4 protein-coding genes, 2 tRNA genes, 5 rRNA genes and 1 pseudogene are annotated in these 16,325 nt (G+C 47.4%); 11 read left to right on the forward strand and 1 reads right to left on the reverse strand.

Translation table 11 applies throughout. The features are described 5' to 3' along the window. Positions 1–53 precede the first annotated feature (53 nt). The 4 genes and pseudogenes from LDO37_RS00965 (at position 54) to murI (ending at position 4,697) form a co-directional block, all read left to right on the forward strand. Positions 54–1,922 (forward strand): TonB-dependent receptor domain-containing protein, encoded by a 1,869-nt coding sequence (locus LDO37_RS00965; RefSeq protein WP_185829698.1) that lies wholly within the window; start codon positions 54–56, stop codon positions 1,920–1,922. Between the two features lie 171 nt (positions 1,923–2,093). Continuing rightward, positions 2,094–3,205 (forward strand): IS3 family transposase gene (locus LDO37_RS00970; protein WP_224055501.1). Its coding sequence is split into 2 segments (ribosomal slippage): positions 2,094–2,346 and positions 2,346–3,205, totalling 1,113 coding nucleotides; the frame shifts between segments, so codons are not numbered across the junction. A 15-nt stretch (positions 3,206–3,220) separates the two neighbouring features. Further along, a pseudogene (locus LDO37_RS00975) lies at positions 3,221–3,865 on the forward strand (Dph6-related ATP pyrophosphatase); the annotation flags it as partial. A 34-nt stretch (positions 3,866–3,899) separates the two neighbouring features. After that, on the forward strand, positions 3,900–4,697 hold the full coding sequence (murI, locus tag LDO37_RS00980) for a glutamate racemase (RefSeq protein WP_224055299.1): 798 nt from the start codon (positions 3,900–3,902) through the stop codon (positions 4,695–4,697). Here the strand turns inward: murI and LDO37_RS00985 are convergent. Further along, entirely contained in the window at positions 4,672–5,112 is a 441-nt protein-coding gene (locus LDO37_RS00985; RefSeq protein WP_101114508.1) for an RNA recognition motif domain-containing protein, read from the reverse strand. The genes murI and LDO37_RS00985 overlap by 26 nt on opposite strands. A 592-nt stretch (positions 5,113–5,704) precedes the next feature. Here LDO37_RS00985 and LDO37_RS00990 point away from each other — a divergent pair. The 7 genes from LDO37_RS00990 (at position 5,705) to LDO37_RS01020 (ending at position 16,235) form a co-directional block, all read left to right on the forward strand. After that, positions 5,705–7,240, forward strand: a 16S ribosomal RNA gene (locus LDO37_RS00990). A 119-nt stretch (positions 7,241–7,359) separates the two neighbouring features. Beyond that, positions 7,360–7,435 (forward strand) — tRNA-Glu (locus LDO37_RS00995). A gap of 371 nt (positions 7,436–7,806) precedes the next feature. After that, positions 7,807–10,695: ribosomal RNA gene (locus tag LDO37_RS01000) — 23S ribosomal RNA — on the forward strand. A gap of 107 nt (positions 10,696–10,802) precedes the next feature. Continuing rightward, positions 10,803–10,918: ribosomal RNA gene (gene rrf / locus LDO37_RS01005) — 5S ribosomal RNA — on the forward strand. A gap of 391 nt (positions 10,919–11,309) precedes the next feature. After that, positions 11,310–12,848, forward strand: a 16S ribosomal RNA gene (locus LDO37_RS01010). A 75-nt stretch (positions 12,849–12,923) separates the two neighbouring features. After that, positions 12,924–12,999, forward strand: a tRNA-Ala gene (locus tag LDO37_RS01015). A 351-nt stretch (positions 13,000–13,350) separates the two neighbouring features. Then, positions 13,351–16,235: ribosomal RNA gene (locus tag LDO37_RS01020) — 23S ribosomal RNA — on the forward strand. Together the 16S, 23S and 5S rRNA genes with 2 tRNA genes alongside form the textbook arrangement of a ribosomal RNA operon. Positions 16,236–16,325: the final 90 nt, after the last annotated feature.

Here is a 16,325-nt window from a genome sequence, read left to right on the forward strand (position 1 = left end):
GTTGAAACTTACTGCTTGGTCTTAGAAGGATTCTCGCGACTTAGGAAATGACAATGAAAAAAACTCTTCTAGCGACCACAGTAGCGTCGCTGCTTACACACGCCTCCATTTCTGTAGCTCAAGAAGCGGCAGATACCGAAACTCTCGTAGTGACAGCAAACCGATTCGAGCAATCTGTTGGTCAAGTTACTGCAACGGTAGATGTTATTACCCAAGAACAAATTCAAAATCTCCAGATTAAGTCGCTTACCGAGGCTCTATCGCTGCTTCCTGGTGTGCAAATAGCGCAGAATGGTGGGCGTGGTCAGTCAAGCTCTGTTTTTGTTCGGGGCACCAGTTCTAGCCAAATCATCGTTCTTTATAACGGCGTGAGAATAGGCAGCGCTACAACAGGTAGTGCCAACTTCACTTCAATTCCTTTGGTGGGTGTTGAGCGCATTGAGTTGGTTAAAGGCGCTCGAGCAGCTGTTTATGGTGCCGATGCTATTGGTGGTGTGATTAATATTGTCAGCTCATCAGGTGCTGATGAAGACTCGATTAGTATACAGGTTGGTGCAGGCAGTGATAATTATCGTCAAGGTGCGGCTGCCGTTAGCTCGAAAGTAGGTGATAGTTCATGGATCAATATGTCAGTTAATACAGAGTCATCAGATGGCTTTGATGTTGTTGGTACTGGACCAGAACAACCTGACGATGATGGTTACAGTCGCCAAGACATTATCTTTGAATTCGGAACTCAGCTGTCACCAGTTTGGACAGCAAAAGTAATGGGTTTTCATCACAAGGGCATGTCTGAATATGAAAGCTACAGTAGCTCTGGAAATTTGTCTCCAGATGAACAAGAAACGACTTTGTATAACTATGCCGCTGTACTAGGGTATGCGGGACAAAAGTACCGTTCGTCGTTGTCAGTCTCTATGAACAGAGATGATAGCAACAATAAAGGTGGCGAGTTCCCGGGCAGCCAACTAATAACTGATCGTCAAGCCATCAACTGGATTAACGCTTACCAACTAACAGATAGCGTCACTGTTCAAGCAGGTGTAGACCTGACGAAAGACTCTGTAGCAGACTCTAAGATCTGGAGCAGCAACGTCTATAAAAAGTATGATGGTACCAGCCGTAAGAATAATGCCGTATTTGCATCTGCTTTTTACCAAAACCAAGGTCTTCAGTTGGAGGCGAGCCTTCGACACGATGACAATGAAGTATACGGTAGTAAATCAACCTGGCAGTTAGGTGCGGGATACCTAATTAATCAAAGTTGGAGACTGGTAGCATCTGGTGGTACAGCTTTCCGAGCTCCGACCTACAATGACCTATATTGGCCAGGATATGGTAATGAAGACCTAAAACCAGAAGAGTCCCTAAATGTAGAGGCTGGTGTAGAATTTTTCTCCGACTTAGCTGACGTTAGATTAGTGGGTTACTCAAATACAATTACAAATTTAGTTAGCTATCAGTCTAAAGGTGAAGAGCTGAAAAACTCAGATGCTACAATTAACGGCATTGAGTTGAGCTCTCAATTTACCACTGGTGAGCTTTCACATTCGCTTTCACTAGACTTCCTAGACCATAATAATAAAGTTAACGTCGCTGGTTGGGGACAGCCAGAAGATGTTCAGGATAAAAAGCTGGCTCGTAGAGCAAACTTTGCCGCTAAATGGTTAGTGAGCTATGAATACAACAATTGGCGTGGTGATCTTGCATATCAATACCAAGGCAAAAGATATGATGATGCTAAGAACACCACCGAGCTTGATCCATACAGCCTAGTTAATCTTACTTTGGCGTATCAGTTGACTGAACAGTGGAAGCTACGTGGCAAAGTAGAAAACCTATTTAATACCCAATATCAGACGGCACACAAGTATGAGACTCAAGATAGAGCTTACTTTGTTAATGCGTCCTACCAATTCTAGTATCAAAAAAAACCGCCTTCGGGCGGTTTTTTTCACAATATACAATATGAGAAATCCCAAAAAAGTCATCATCAGTTGGTCATCAGGTAAAGATTCTGTAATCATCCCCTAAACTAGGGACATTTAGAATTAGAGTTCTTCGGTTTAAACTAAACCAAATGGAGAACACTGATGAAAAAATCACGCTATACAGAAACGCAAATCGTCAAGATTCTGAAAGAAGTTGAGGCTGGCAGGTTGGTCAAAGAGGTCTGCCGAGAGTATGGCATATCAGATGCCACTTACTACAACTGGAAGTCCAAGTACGGCGGCATGGAAGCCTCAGACGTGAAGCGACTGAAGGAGCTTGAGGATGAAAACCGACGCCTGAAGCAAATGTTTGCTGAACTGAGCCTCGACCATAAAATCCTTAAGGATATCGTCGAAAAAAAGCTGTAAAGCCCACGATTCGGCGAGAGTGGGTGGATTACGTCAATAATTGTCACTGTGTGAGTCTGCGTAGGGCTTGTCGTTTAGTCGGCATCAGTGACTCGGTCTATCGGTATCGACCAGATAAGCACCGAGATACCCCTGTGATTGCCGCCTTGCAAGAAGCCGTTGAACGTTATCCTGCATATGGTTTTGGCATGTTATTCAAAGTGCTTAAGCGATGGGGGTATCGCTGGAACCACAAACGAGTGCATCGACTCTACTGCGAACTGAAGTTGAATAAGCGCCGTCGTGGAAAGAAGCGGCTACCAACAAGAGAGCCTGCCCCTCTCTGTGTGCCAGAAACGTTCAATCAATGTTGGTCAATGGATTTCATGAGCGATTCACTGATGTGTGGTAGACGCTTCAGGACGTTCAATGTTATCGATGACTTTAACCGTGAAGTGCTGGCCATTGAAATTGACTTGAATCTTCCCGCTCAAAGAGTTGTTCGCGTGTTGGAACGCATCGTCGCCTGGCGAGGTTATCCGAGTCAGTTACGTATGGATAACGGTCCAGAGTTTATCTCAACGGCTTTAGCTGAATGGGCGGAACAACATGACATACAACTCGAATTCATACAGCCAGGCAAGCCCACACAAAACTCGTTTGTTGAAAGGTTCAACCGGACCTATCGAGATGAAATACTCAACATGTATGTGTTCAGAACGTTAAAAGAGGTACGTGAGCTAACAGAAAACTGGGTTCGAGAATACAACGATGAACGTCCCCACAGCTCGCTGGGTGACCTGACCCCTTGGGAATATCTTGCTAAGTTGAAATTGCCGGAAGACTCTAATTTAGGGTGTCACTAAAAAAGGGATGTTTACAATTCTACGCTAACGCTCATTCGTCTACTCGAAGACCCTCAATATGAAGTCGTCGGGTTGTACACGACTCACGTAGACGGCGAAGTCCCATTTCAGGTAACGCCCATTTCGGTTGTAAAAATGCAAGCGGAACTCGCCAATTTGCCGTTAGTCACGATTCAACTTCCTGAAGTGTTTCCACCCAACGAGGTTTATCAGAGTTATATAGTTAAAGGGTTAAAAAACTCAAAGCTAGAGATAGATGCCGTTGCGTTTGGAGACATGTTTTGTAATGGCATCATTGAATATCGAAAAAGCTATATTGAGAAAGCAGGGTGGGAGTGTGTATTTCCGTTGATGGGGACACCCAGTACAGAATTAGCGAGTGAAATACTGGATAGAGGAATTGAAACCATTGTAGTGACGGTGGATGGGAACAAATTGCCTTCCAGCCTATGTGGTGAGTGGTATAGCAAAGAGTTGATCGCTAACTTACCTAACGGAATTGATCCTTGCGGAGAGAATGGTGAATTTCACACTTTAGTGACATCCGCTCCTTGTTTTAGTCATAATTTATGCTTGCGGTCTATTTCCATTGAGTGCACCGAGCGGTTTCACCACTTACGTTATGTGGCTAATATTGGCGAGGAGTCACTTTACCAGTAATATACATCCAGCTTTTATTGGGGTAAAAACGAACGTGGATAAAAAAACAGAAAAGAGAGTGCTCATTTTTGATTCTGGTGTTGGAGGTCTCTCCGTATACTTAGAACTGAAAGCGTTGCTTCCGCAATTGGAGTACCTCTATCTTTTTGACAACGCGGCATATCCATACGGAGAGCTAGATGGAGATACGCTGGTGTATCGCGTTCAAACCTTGATCACTCAATATTGTCGAGAATACGATATCGATTTAGTGGTTATCGCTTGTAATACGGCCAGTACATTGGTCTTACCCCACTTAAGGGCTGCGTTATCCATTCCTATTGTGGGAGTGGTTCCCGCTATAAAACCAGCATCATTGATCTCCAAAATAGGTGTCGGTCTGATTGCAACCCCAGCAACGATTACACGCGACTACACACACGATCTCATTAAAGACTTCGCTAAAGACAAAGAAGTAAAGCTATTAGGCTCCACGAAACTAGTGGAAATGGCTGAGCGAAAGTTACGCTCGGAAACGGTTTGCTCGAAAGAAATGACGGCTTTGCTCTCGCCTATTATTAATCAAATAGACGTTGCGGTTTTAGGGTGTACACATTTCCCACTTCTGAAAGATGAAATTAGTCGAGTGTTGAAAGACGTGGTATTGATAGATTCTGGTAACGCTATTGCTCGCCGCGTGGCCTTTCTTTTGAAAGCAAATTCGGGGTTAGAGAGGAAACAGTTAAATCAGATTTTTTGTAGTGCACCACCACGAGGCGGTGATGCACTTAACTCTACATTAAAAAAGATGGGTTTTTCCGAAACCGTTATTCAGCCGTTTCCGGATGTTTAGGGTCGTTGGCGACTCTAACTTTAAGCGTTCTCTCCATATAGTCCTGTTCATTTAATCCTTGAATGACTTTGTCTGTGTCTTCCCTTGATACAACAACAAAGCCGAATCCTCTTCGTTTACCTGTACGTTTGTCTTTCATTAACCTTACAGCGAATACTTGTCCGTGTTTCGAAAACAACTGCCGAACATGGGTTTCGTTAGCTTTATAAGGAAGGTTCCCCACATAAAGAGTTGTGGTAGCTGATTTGTCATTACTTGCTTGCTCTGAAGAGGGGTTAGAAAGGGATAAGATAAGCGCGCAAGTAAAAACGCCAATGATAAAAGCGGTAGCTGGTGGTACTGCAATTTGTGAAAAGGCTGCAGCGCCCAATACTGCCAGTGCGATAACTAATAAATAAGATTTTTTTGAGTTCATATCTGAATACTACATTGAAATTGTGAAGTAATAAGATGCAAAGCGCTATTAACAAAATAGACACACAGATCTTACGTTTAAGCATGAGGAAATTCCAACCAATTGCTGTGATACCCTTCAAATGTTGAAATTTTATTCGATAATTCGACTTTTGATTGAAAATTATTCACTTGGAAATTAATTTTCAAAAAAGACTTGTCATCCATTCTTATCTCCCTATAATGCCGCCTCACCGACACGGAGTGAGACGGAAGTCACACGACGAGCTGGGAAGAGAGGAAAAGAAAGTTTGAAAAAATTCTTGACTCTCAAAAACTGGAGCGTATAGTACGCACCCCTAACGGCAAGACGCAGAGCGCCTAGTCAGTTAGAAAAAGCTCTTTAACAATATAGACCTATCAATCTGTGTGGGCACTCGTTGATGATAATCCAAATAGATACTTCGGTATCAATTTAGGTTTCAATGAACTGAGTGACCAATCAAGACTTCGGTCTTGGCACAGTCAATTCATTATCGTTCTGTTGGAGCGATAATAGCTTTAAATTACATACGTAGTTTGAAGTCAGTATTCATTGAGCCGAACAAAATCTTAAATTGAAGAGTTTGATCATGGCTCAGATTGAACGCTGGCGGCAGGCCTAACACATGCAAGTCGAGCGGAAACGAGAATAGCTTGCTATTCGGCGTCGAGCGGCGGACGGGTGAGTAATGCCTGGGAAATTGCCCTGATGTGGGGGATAACCATTGGAAACGATGGCTAATACCGCATAATGCCTTCGGGCCAAAGAGGGGGACCTTCGGGCCTCTCGCGTCAGGATATGCCCAGGTGGGATTAGCTAGTTGGTGAGGTAAAGGCTCACCAAGGCGACGATCCCTAGCTGGTCTGAGAGGATGATCAGCCACACTGGAACTGAGACACGGTCCAGACTCCTACGGGAGGCAGCAGTGGGGAATATTGCACAATGGGCGCAAGCCTGATGCAGCCATGCCGCGTGTATGAAGAAGGTTCGGGTTGTAAAGTACTTTCAGCAGTGAGGAAGGGTGTGAAGTTAATAGCTTCATATCTTGACGTTAGCTGCAGAAGAAGCACCGGCTAACTCCGTGCCAGCAGCCGCGGTAATACGGAGGGTGCGAGCGTTAATCGGAATTACTGGGCGTAAAGCGCATGCAGGTGGTTTGTTAAGTCAGATGTGAAAGCCAGGGCTCAACCTCGGAACCGCATTTGAAACTGGCAGGCTAGAGTACTGTAGAGGGGGTAGAATTTCAGGTGTAGCGGTGAAATGCGTAGAGATCTGAAGGAATACCAGTGGCGAAGGCGTACACCTGGACAGATACTGACACTCAGATGCGAAAGCGTGGGGAGCAAACAGGATTAGATACCCTGGTAGTCCACGCCGTAAACGATGTCTACTTGGAGGTTGTGGTACTGAGCCGTGGCTTTCGGAGCTAACGCGTTAAGTAGACCGCCTGGGAGTACGGTCGCAAGATTAAAACTCAAATGAATTGACGGGGGCCCGCACAAGCGGTGGAGCATGTGGTTTAATTCGATGCAACGCGAAGAACCTTACCTACTCTTGACATCCATAGAACTTAGCAGAGATGCTTTGGTGCCTTCGGGAACTATGAGACAGGTGCTGCATGGCTGTCGTCAGCTCGTGTTGTGAAATGTTGGGTTAAGTCCCGCAACGAGCGCAACCCTTATCCTTGTTTGCCAGCACGTAATGGTGGGAACTCCAGGGAGACTGCCGGTGATAAACCGGAGGAAGGTGGGGACGACGTCAAGTCATCATGGCCCTTACGAGTAGGGCTACACACGTGCTACAATGGCGCATACAGAGGGCGGCCAACCAGCGATGGTGAGCGAATCCCAAAAAGTGTGTCGTAGTCCGGATTGGAGTCTGCAACTCGACTCCATGAAGTCGGAATCGCTAGTAATCGTGGATCAGAATGCCACGGTGAATACGTTCCCGGGCCTTGTACACACCGCCCGTCACACCATGGGAGTGGGCTGCAAAAGAAGTAGGTAGTTTAACCTTCGGGGGGACGCTTACCACTTTGTGGTTCATGACTGGGGTGAAGTCGTAACAAGGTAGCCCTAGGGGAACCTGGGGCTGGATCACCTCCTTATACGATGATTATCGTGATGAGTACCCACACAGATTGATACGGTTTATACAGTAAAGAGAGCATGGGCGTTTCTACACGTTCAATTTTTTTTCTCGTTATAAAAACGAAGAAAACACGTTGTCCCGTTCGTCTAGAGGCCTAGGACACCGCCCTTTCACGGCGGTAACAGGGGTTCGACTCCCCTACGGGATACCATCTTTAAATGCATTTTCTTTGAATAAAGAAAACCGAGTGCTTTTAAACATGGTTTCTTTCACTAGAAAGACAACCACGCTCTTTAACAATTTGGAAAGCTGACGAATAACAACAATCCCCTTATCTACGGATAAGCGTTGTTATTCAAATTAAAAGTTCTCAAATCCTAGATGATTTGTTCATTTAGGTACCAACACACATTCAAGTGTTCTTGGGTTTTCATGAAAGTGAAAACATATTTGAGTCCGGTAAAATCGAAGTGTTGTCTCGCTCATAACAAAGAGACAACAATAAACCTTGGTTGTTTGCCATACACCTTTTTGTCTTCACTTTCAAAAGTGAACGCAAATCGAAACCTCTTGGGGTTGTATGGTTAAGTGACTAAGCGTACACGGTGGATGCCTTGGCAGTCAGAGGCGACGAAGGACGTATTAACTTGCGATAAGCGTAGATTAGGCAGTAAAAGCCACTTGAGTCTACGATTTCCGAATGGGGAAACCCACTTACATAAGTAAGTATCCTGTTGTGAATACATAGCAGCAGGAGGCAAACTGGGGGAACTGAAACATCTAAGTACCCCGAGGAAGAGAAATCAACCGAGATCCCGAAAGTAGCGGCGAGCGAAATTGGGTTAGCCCTTAAGCTTTTTGTGCGTCAGGTGAAGTCTCTGGAAAGGGACGCGATACAGGGTGATAGCCCCGTAACCGACAACGCACATTAAGTGAAATCGAGTAAGGCGGGACACGTGATATCCTGTCTGAATATGGGGGGACCATCCTCCAAGGCTAAATACTACTGACTGACCGATAGTGAACCAGTACCGTGAGGGAAAGGCGAAAAGAACCCCTGTGAGGGGAGTGAAATAGAACCTGAAACCGTGTACGTACAAGCAGTAGGAGCACCTTTGTGGTGTGACTGCGTACCTTTTGTATAATGGGTCAGCGACTTATATTCAGTGGCAAGGTTAACCGTTTAGGGGAGCCGTAGGGAAACCGAGTCTTAACTGGGCGTTCAGTCTCTGGATATAGACCCGAAACCAGGTGATCTAGCCATGGGCAGGTTGAAGGTTGAGTAACATCAACTGGAGGACCGAACCGACTAATGTTGAAAAATTAGCGGATGACTTGTGGCTAGGGGTGAAAGTACCAATCAAACCTGGAGATAGCTGGTTCTCCCCGAAAGCTATTTAGGTAGCGCCTCGGACGAATACTACTGGGGGTAGAGCACTGTTAAGGCTAGGGGGTCATCCCGACTTACCAACCCTTTGCAAACTCCGAATACCAGTAAGTACTATCCGGAGACACACGGCGGGTGCTAACGTCCGTCGTGGAGAGGGAAACAACCCAGACCGCCAGCTAAGGTCCCAAATTACTACTAAGTGGGAAACGATGTGGGAAGGCTCAGACAGCCAGGATGTTGGCTTAGAAGCAGCCATCATTTAAAGAAAGCGTAATAGCTCACTGGTCGAGTCAGTACTGCGCGGAAGATGTAACGGGGCTAAGTAGTAAACCGAAGCTGCGGCTGCAATCTTTTGATTGCGGGGTAGGGGAGCGTTCTGTAAGCCGTTGAAGGTGGTCTGTAAGGGCTGCTGGAGGTATCAGAAGTGCGAATGCTGACATGAGTAACGATAAAGGGAGTGAAAAACTCCCTCGCCGGAAGACCAAGGGTTCCTGTCCAACGTTAATCGGGGCAGGGTAAGTCGACCCCTAAGGCGAGGCTGAAAAGCGTAGTCGATGGGAAACGGGTTAATATTCCCGTACTTCTTACAATTGCGATGGGGGGACGGAGAAGGCTAAGTGCCGGCGATGGTTGTCCAGGTTCAAGTGCGTAGGCTGATGGTTTAGGTAAATCCGGACCGTCATTAAGGCTGAGACACGACGTCGAGCTGCTACGGCAGTGAAGTCATTGATGCCATGCTTCCAGGAAAAGCCTCTAAGCTTCAGATTGTAAGGAATCGTACCCCAAACCGACACAGGTGGTCGGGTAGAGAATACCAAGGCGCTTGAGAGAACTCGGGTGAAGGAACTAGGCAAAATGGTACCGTAACTTCGGGAGAAGGTACGCTCTTGACGGTGAAGTCCCTCGCGGATGGAGCTATTAGGAGTCGCAGATACCAGGTGGCTGCAACTGTTTATTAAAAACACAGCACTGTGCAAAATCGTAAGATGACGTATACGGTGTGACGCCTGCCCGGTGCCGGAAGGTTAATTGATGGGGTTAGTCTTCGGACGAAGCTCTTGATCGAAGCCCTGGTAAACGGCGGTACGTAACTATAACGGTCCTAAGGTAGCGAAATTCCTTGTCGGGTAAGTTCCGACCTGCACGAATGGCGTAATGATGGTCCACGCTGTCTCCACCCGAGACTCAGTGAAATTGAAATCGCTGTGAAGATGCAGTGTACCCGCGGCTAGACGGAAAGACCCCGTGAACCTTTACTACAGCTTGGCACTGAACATTGAACCTACATGTGTAGGATAGGTGGGAGGCTTTGAAACCATGTCGCTAGATATGGTGGAGCCGTCCTTGAAATACCACCCTTGTAGCTTTGATGTTCTAACTTTCCATTATCTGGGGTGAGGACAGTGCCTGGTGGGTAGTTTGACTGGGGCGGTCTCCTCCCAAAGAGTAACGGAGGAGCACGAAGGTGGGCTAAACACGGTTGGACATCGTGTGGTTAGTGCAATGGCATAAGCCCGCTTGACTGCGAGAATGACAATTCGAGCAGGTGCGAAAGCAGGTCATAGTGATCCGGTGGTTCTGAATGGAAGTAGCTATCGCTCAACGGATAAAAGGTACTCCGGGGATAACAGGCTGATACCGCCCAAGAGTTCATATCGACGGCGGTGTTTGGCACCTCGATGTCGGCTCATCACATCCTGGGGCTGAAGTCGGTCCCAAGGGTATGGCTGTTCGCCATTTAAAGTGGTACGCGAGCTGGGTTTAGAACGTCGTGAGACAGTTCGGTCCCTATCTGCCGTGGGCGTTGGAAGATTGAAGGGGGCTGCTCCTAGTACGAGAGGACCGGAGTGGACGAACCTCTGGTGTTCGGGTTGTCATGCCAATGGCATTGCCCGGTAGCTAAGTTCGGAATCGATAACCGCTGAAAGCATCTAAGCGGGAAGCGAGCCCTGAGATGAGTCTTCCCTGACACTTTAAGTGTCCTAAAGGGTTGTTCGAGACCAGAACGTTGATAGGCAGGGTGTGTAAGCGTTGTGAGGCGTTGAGCTAACCTGTACTAATTGCCCGTGAGGCTTAACCATACAACACCCAAGGGGTTTTGATGGACTCAGACAAGAACAGATTGAATGTGTAGAATTAGAACTTGCTCTTTATTTAAGAGATAGCAGCTTTCCGAATTAAGAATTTGCTTGGCGACCATAGCGTTGTGGACCCACCTGATTCCATGCCGAACTCAGAAGTGAAACGCAATAGCGCCGATGGTAGTGTGGGGTTTCCCCATGTGAGAGTAGGACATCGCCAGGCTTTGATTTTGATTGAACTTTATTGAGTTCAGTCACCATAAAATTTTAAACAAAAGTTTAGAATTTTATGTTGACTTCCAAAGTCAGTCGCGTATTATACGCGTCCTGCCTAAGTGGTAACACACTGAAAGCAAAGCTCTTTAACAATATAGACCTATCAATCTGTGTGGGCACTCGTTGATGATAATCCAAATAGTTTCTCCGGAAACAATTTAGGTTTCAATGAACTGAGTGACCAATACGAATAATGATTTTCTTTATAGAAAGAAGTTATTTGGCACAGTCAATTCATTATCGTTCTGTTGGAACGATAATAAGCTTTAGAATTACATGTTTATGTTTTCATAAATATTAGTTTTGAAGTCAGTATTCATTGAGCCGAACAAAATCTTAAATTGAAGAGTTTGATCATGGCTCAGATTGAACGCTGGCGGCAGGCCTAACACATGCAAGTCGAGCGGAAACGAGAATAGCTTGCTATTCGGCGTCGAGCGGCGGACGGGTGAGTAATGCCTGGGAAATTGCCCTGATGTGGGGGATAACCATTGGAAACGATGGCTAATACCGCATAATGCCTTCGAGTCAAAGAGAGGGACCTTCGGGCCTCTCGCGTCAGGATATGCCCAGGTGGGATTAGCTAGTTGGTGAGGTAAAGGCTCACCAAGGCGACGATCCCTAGCTGGTCTGAGAGGATGATCAGCCACACTGGAACTGAGACACGGTCCAGACTCCTACGGGAGGCAGCAGTGGGGAATATTGCACAATGGGCGCAAGCCTGATGCAGCCATGCCGCGTGTATGAAGAAGTACTTCGGGTTGTAAAGTACTTTCAGCAGTGAGGAAGGGTGTGAAGTTAATAGCTTCATATCTTGACGTTAGCTGCAGAAGAAGCACCGGCTAACTCCGTGCCAGCAGCCGCGGTAATACGGAGGGTGCGAGCGTTAATCGGAATTACTGGGCGTAAAGCGCATGCAGGTGGTTTGTTAAGTCAGATGTGAAAGCCGGGCTCAACCTCGGAACCGCATTTGAAACTGGCAGGCTAGAGTACTGTAGAGGGGGGTAGAATTTCAGGTGTAGCGGTGAAATGCGTAGAGATCTGAAGGAATACCAGTGGCGAAGGCGGCCCCCTGGACAGATACTGACACTCAGATGCGAAAGCGTGGGGAGCAAACAGGATTAGATACCCTGGTAGTCCACGCCGTAAACGATGTCTACTTGGAGGTTGTGGCCTTGAGCCGTGGCTTTCGGAGCTAACGCGTTAAGTAGACCGCCTGGGGAGTACGGTCGCAAGATTAAAACTCAAATGAATTGACGGGGGCCCGCACAAGCGGTGGAGCATGTGGTTTAATTCGATGCAACGCGAAGAACCTTACCTACTCTTGACATCCTCAGAAGAGACTGGAGACAGTCTTGTGCCTTCGGGAACTGAGAGACAGGTGCTGCATGGCTGTCGTCAGCTCGTGTTGTGAAATGTTGGGTTAAGTCCCGCAACGAGCGCAACCCTTATCCTTGTTTGCCAGCACGTAATGGTGGGAACTCCAGGGAGACTGCCGGTGATAAACCGGAGGAAGGTGGGGACGACGTCAAGTCATCATGGCCCTTACGAGTAGGGCTACACACGTGCTACAATGGCGCATACAGAGGGCGGCCAACCAGCGATGGTGAGCGAATCCCAAAAAGTGCGTCGTAGTCCGGATTGGAGTCTGCAACTCGACTCCATGAAGTCGGAATCGCTAGTAATCGTGGATCAGAATGCCACGGTGAATACGTTCCCGGGCCTTGTACACACCGCCCGTCACACCATGGGAGTGGGCTGCAAAAGAAGTAGGTAGTTTAACCTTCGGGGGGACGCTTACCACTTTGTGGTTCATGACTGGGGTGAAGTCGTAACAAGGTAGCCCTAGGGGAACCTGGGGCTGGATCACCTCCTTATACGATGATTATCGCGATGAGTACCCACACAGATTGATACGGTTTATAAAGTTAAGAGTAAGAAAACTTCCAGATGGGGCTATAGCTCAGCTGGGAGAGCGCTTCGCTGGCAGCGAAGAGGTCTGCGGTTCGATCCCGCATAGCTCCACCATCTTTAAGTGTTCTTCTCTTAAATCAGAGAATATTTAAAAATGGTTCTTAACGAATCACGCTCTTTAACAATTTGGAAAGCTGACGAATAACAACAATCCCCTTATCTTCGGATAAGCGTTGTTATTCAAATTAAAAGTTCTCAAATCCTATTCTCTATGAGAGTAGGTACCAACACACATTCAAGTGTTCTTGGGTTTTCACGAAAGTGAAAACATATTTGAGTCCGGCAAAATCGAAGTGTTGTCTCGCTCATAACAAAGAGACAACAATAAACCTTGGTTGTTTGCCATACACCTTTTTGTCTTCACTTTCAAAAGTGAACGCAAATCGAAACCTCTTGGGGTTGTATGGTTAAGTGACTAAGCGTACACGGTGGATGCCTTGGCAGTCAGAGGCGACGAAGGACGTATTAACTTGCGATAAGCGTAGATTAGGCAGTAAAAGCCACTTGAGTCTACGATTTCCGAATGGGGAAACCCACTTACATAAGTAAGTATCCTGTTGTGAATACATAGCAGCAGGAGGCAAACCGGGGGAACTGAAACATCTAAGTACCCCGAGGAAGAGAAATCAACCGAGATCCCGAAAGTAGCGGCGAGCGAAATTGGGTTAGCCCTTAAGCTTTTTGTGCGTCAGGTGAAGTCTCTGGAAAGGGACGCGATACAGGGTGATAGCCCCGTAACCGACAACGCACATTGAGTGAAATCGAGTAAGGCGGGACACGTGATATCCTGTCTGAATATGGGGGGACCATCCTCCAAGGCTAAATACTACTGACTGACCGATAGTGAACCAGTACCGTGAGGGAAAGGCGAAAAGAACCCCTGTGAGGGGAGTGAAATAGAACCTGAAACCGTGTACGTACAAGCAGTAGGAGCACCTTTGTGGTGTGACTGCGTACCTTTTGTATAATGGGTCAGCGACTTATATTCAGTGGCAAGGTTAACCGTTTAGGGGAGCCGTAGGGAAACCGAGTCTTAACTGGGCGTTCAGTCTCTGGATATAGACCCGAAACCAGGTGATCTAGCCATGGGCAGGTTGAAGGTTGAGTAACATCAACTGGAGGACCGAACCGACTAATGTTGAAAAATTAGCGGATGACTTGTGGCTAGGGGTGAAAGGCCAATCAAACCTGGAGATAGCTGGTTCTCCCCGAAAGCTATTTAGGTAGCGCCTCGGACGAATACTACTGGGGGTAGAGCACTGTTAAGGCTAGGGGGTCATCCCGACTTACCAACCCTTTGCAAACTCCGAATACCAGTAAGTACTATCCGGGAGACACACGGCGGGTGCTAACGTCCGTCGTGGAGAGGGAAACAACCCAGACCGCCAGCTAAGGTCCCAAATTACTACTAAGTGGGAAACGATGTGGGAAGGCTCAGACAGCCAGGATGTTGGCTTAGAAGCAGCCATCATTTAAAGAAAGCGTAATAGCTCACTGGTCGAGTCAGTGCGCGGAAGATGTAACGGGGCTAAGTAGTAAACCGAAGCTGCGGCTGCAATCTTTTGATTGCGGGGTAGGGGAGCGTTCTGTAAGCCGTTGAAGGTGGTCTGTAAGGGCTGCTGGAGGTATCAGAAGTGCGAATGCTGACATGAGTAACGATAAAGGGAGTGAAAAACTCCCTCGCCGGAAGACCAAGGGTTCCTGTCCAACGTTAATCGGGGCAGGGTAAGTCGACCCCTAAGGCGAGGCTGAAAAGCGTAGTCGATGGGAAACGGGTTAATATTCCCGTACTTCTTACAATTGCGATGGGGGGACGGAGAAGGCTAAGTGGGCCGGCGATGGTTGTCCAGGTTCAAGTGCGTAGGCTGATGGTTTAGGTAAATCCGGACCGTCATTAAGGCTGAGACACGACGTCGAGCTGCTACGGCAGTGAAGTCATTGATGCCATGCTTCCAGGAAAAGCCTCTAAGCTTCAGATTGTAAGGAATCGTACCCCAAACCGACACAGGTGGTCGGGTAGAGAATACCAAGGCGCTTGAGAGAACTCGGGTGAAGGAACTAGGCAAAATGGTACCGTAACTTCGGGAGAAGGTACGCTCTTGACGGTGAAGTCCCTCGCGGATGGAGCTATTAGGAGTCGCAGATACCAGGTGGCTGCAACTGTTTATTAAAAACACAGCACTGTGCAAAATCGTAAGATGACGTATACGGTGTGACGCCTGCCCGGTGCCGGAAGGTTAATTGATGGGGTTAGTCTTCGGACGAAGCTCTTGATCGAAGCCCGGTAAACGGCGGTACGTAACTATAACGGTCCTAAGGTAGCGAAATTCCTTGTCGGGTAAGTTCCGACCTGCACGAATGGCGTAATGATGGTACGCTGTCTCCACCCGAGACTCAGTGAAATTGAAATCGCTGTGAAGATGCAGTGTACCCGCGGCTAGACGGAAAGACCCCGTGAACCTTTACTACAGCTTGGCACTGAACATTGAACCTACATGTGTAGGATAGGTGGGAGGCTTTGAAACCATGTCGCTAGATATGGTGGAGCCGTCCTTGAAATACCACCCTTGTAGCTTTGATGTTCTAACTTTACCCATTATCTGGGGTGAGGACAGTGCCTGGTGGGTAGTTTGACTGGGGCGGTCTCCTCCCAAAGAGTAACGGAGGAGCACGAAGGTGGGCTAAACACGGTTGGACATCGTGTGGTTAGTGCAATGGCATAAGCCCGCTTGACTGCGAGAATGACAATTCGAGCAGGTGCGAAAGCAGGTCATAGTGATCCGGTGGTTCTGAATGGAAGAGTACATCGCTCAACGGATAAAAGGTACTCCGGGATAACAGGCTGATACCGCCCAAGAGTTCATATCGACGGCGGTGTTTGGCACCTCGATGTCGGCTCATCACATCCTGGGGCTGAAGTCGGTCCCAAGGGTATGGCTGTTCGCCATTTAAAGTGGTACGCGAGCTGGGTTTAGAACGTCGTGAGACAGTTCGGTCCCTATCTGCCGTGGGCGTTGGAAGATTGAAGGGGCTGCTCCTAGTACGAGAGGACCGGAGTGGACGAACCTCTGGTGTTCGGGTTGTCATGCCAATGGCATTGCCCGGTAGCTAAGTTCGGAATCGATAACCGCTGAAAGCATCTAAGCGGGAAGCGAGCCCTGAGATGAGTCTTCCCTGATACTTTAAGTATCCTAAAGGGTTGTTCGAGACCAGAACGTTGATAGGCAGGGTGTGTAAGCGTTGTGAGGCGTTGAGCTAACCTGTACTAATTGCCCGTGAGGCTTAACCATACAACACCCAAGGGGTTTTGTGGGCTCAGATAAGAACAGATTGAATGTGTAAGAATCAGAACTAAAAAAACAGCTTTCCAGATTAAGAAT

The sequence above is a fragment of the Vibrio penaeicida genome (assembly GCF_019977755.1).
Taxonomy (GTDB): domain Bacteria; phylum Pseudomonadota; class Gammaproteobacteria; order Enterobacterales; family Vibrionaceae; genus Vibrio; species Vibrio penaeicida.

Bases quoted from the DNA above. Each gene is read 5' to 3' on its own strand.
- LDO37_RS00965 (WP_185829698.1), top strand. From the start codon at position 54: ATGAAAAAAACTCTTCTAGCGACCACAGTAGCGTCGCTGCTTACACAC.
- LDO37_RS00985 (WP_101114508.1), bottom strand. From the start codon at position 5,112: ATGAACTCAAAAAAATCTTATTTATTAGTTATCGCACTGGCAGTATTG.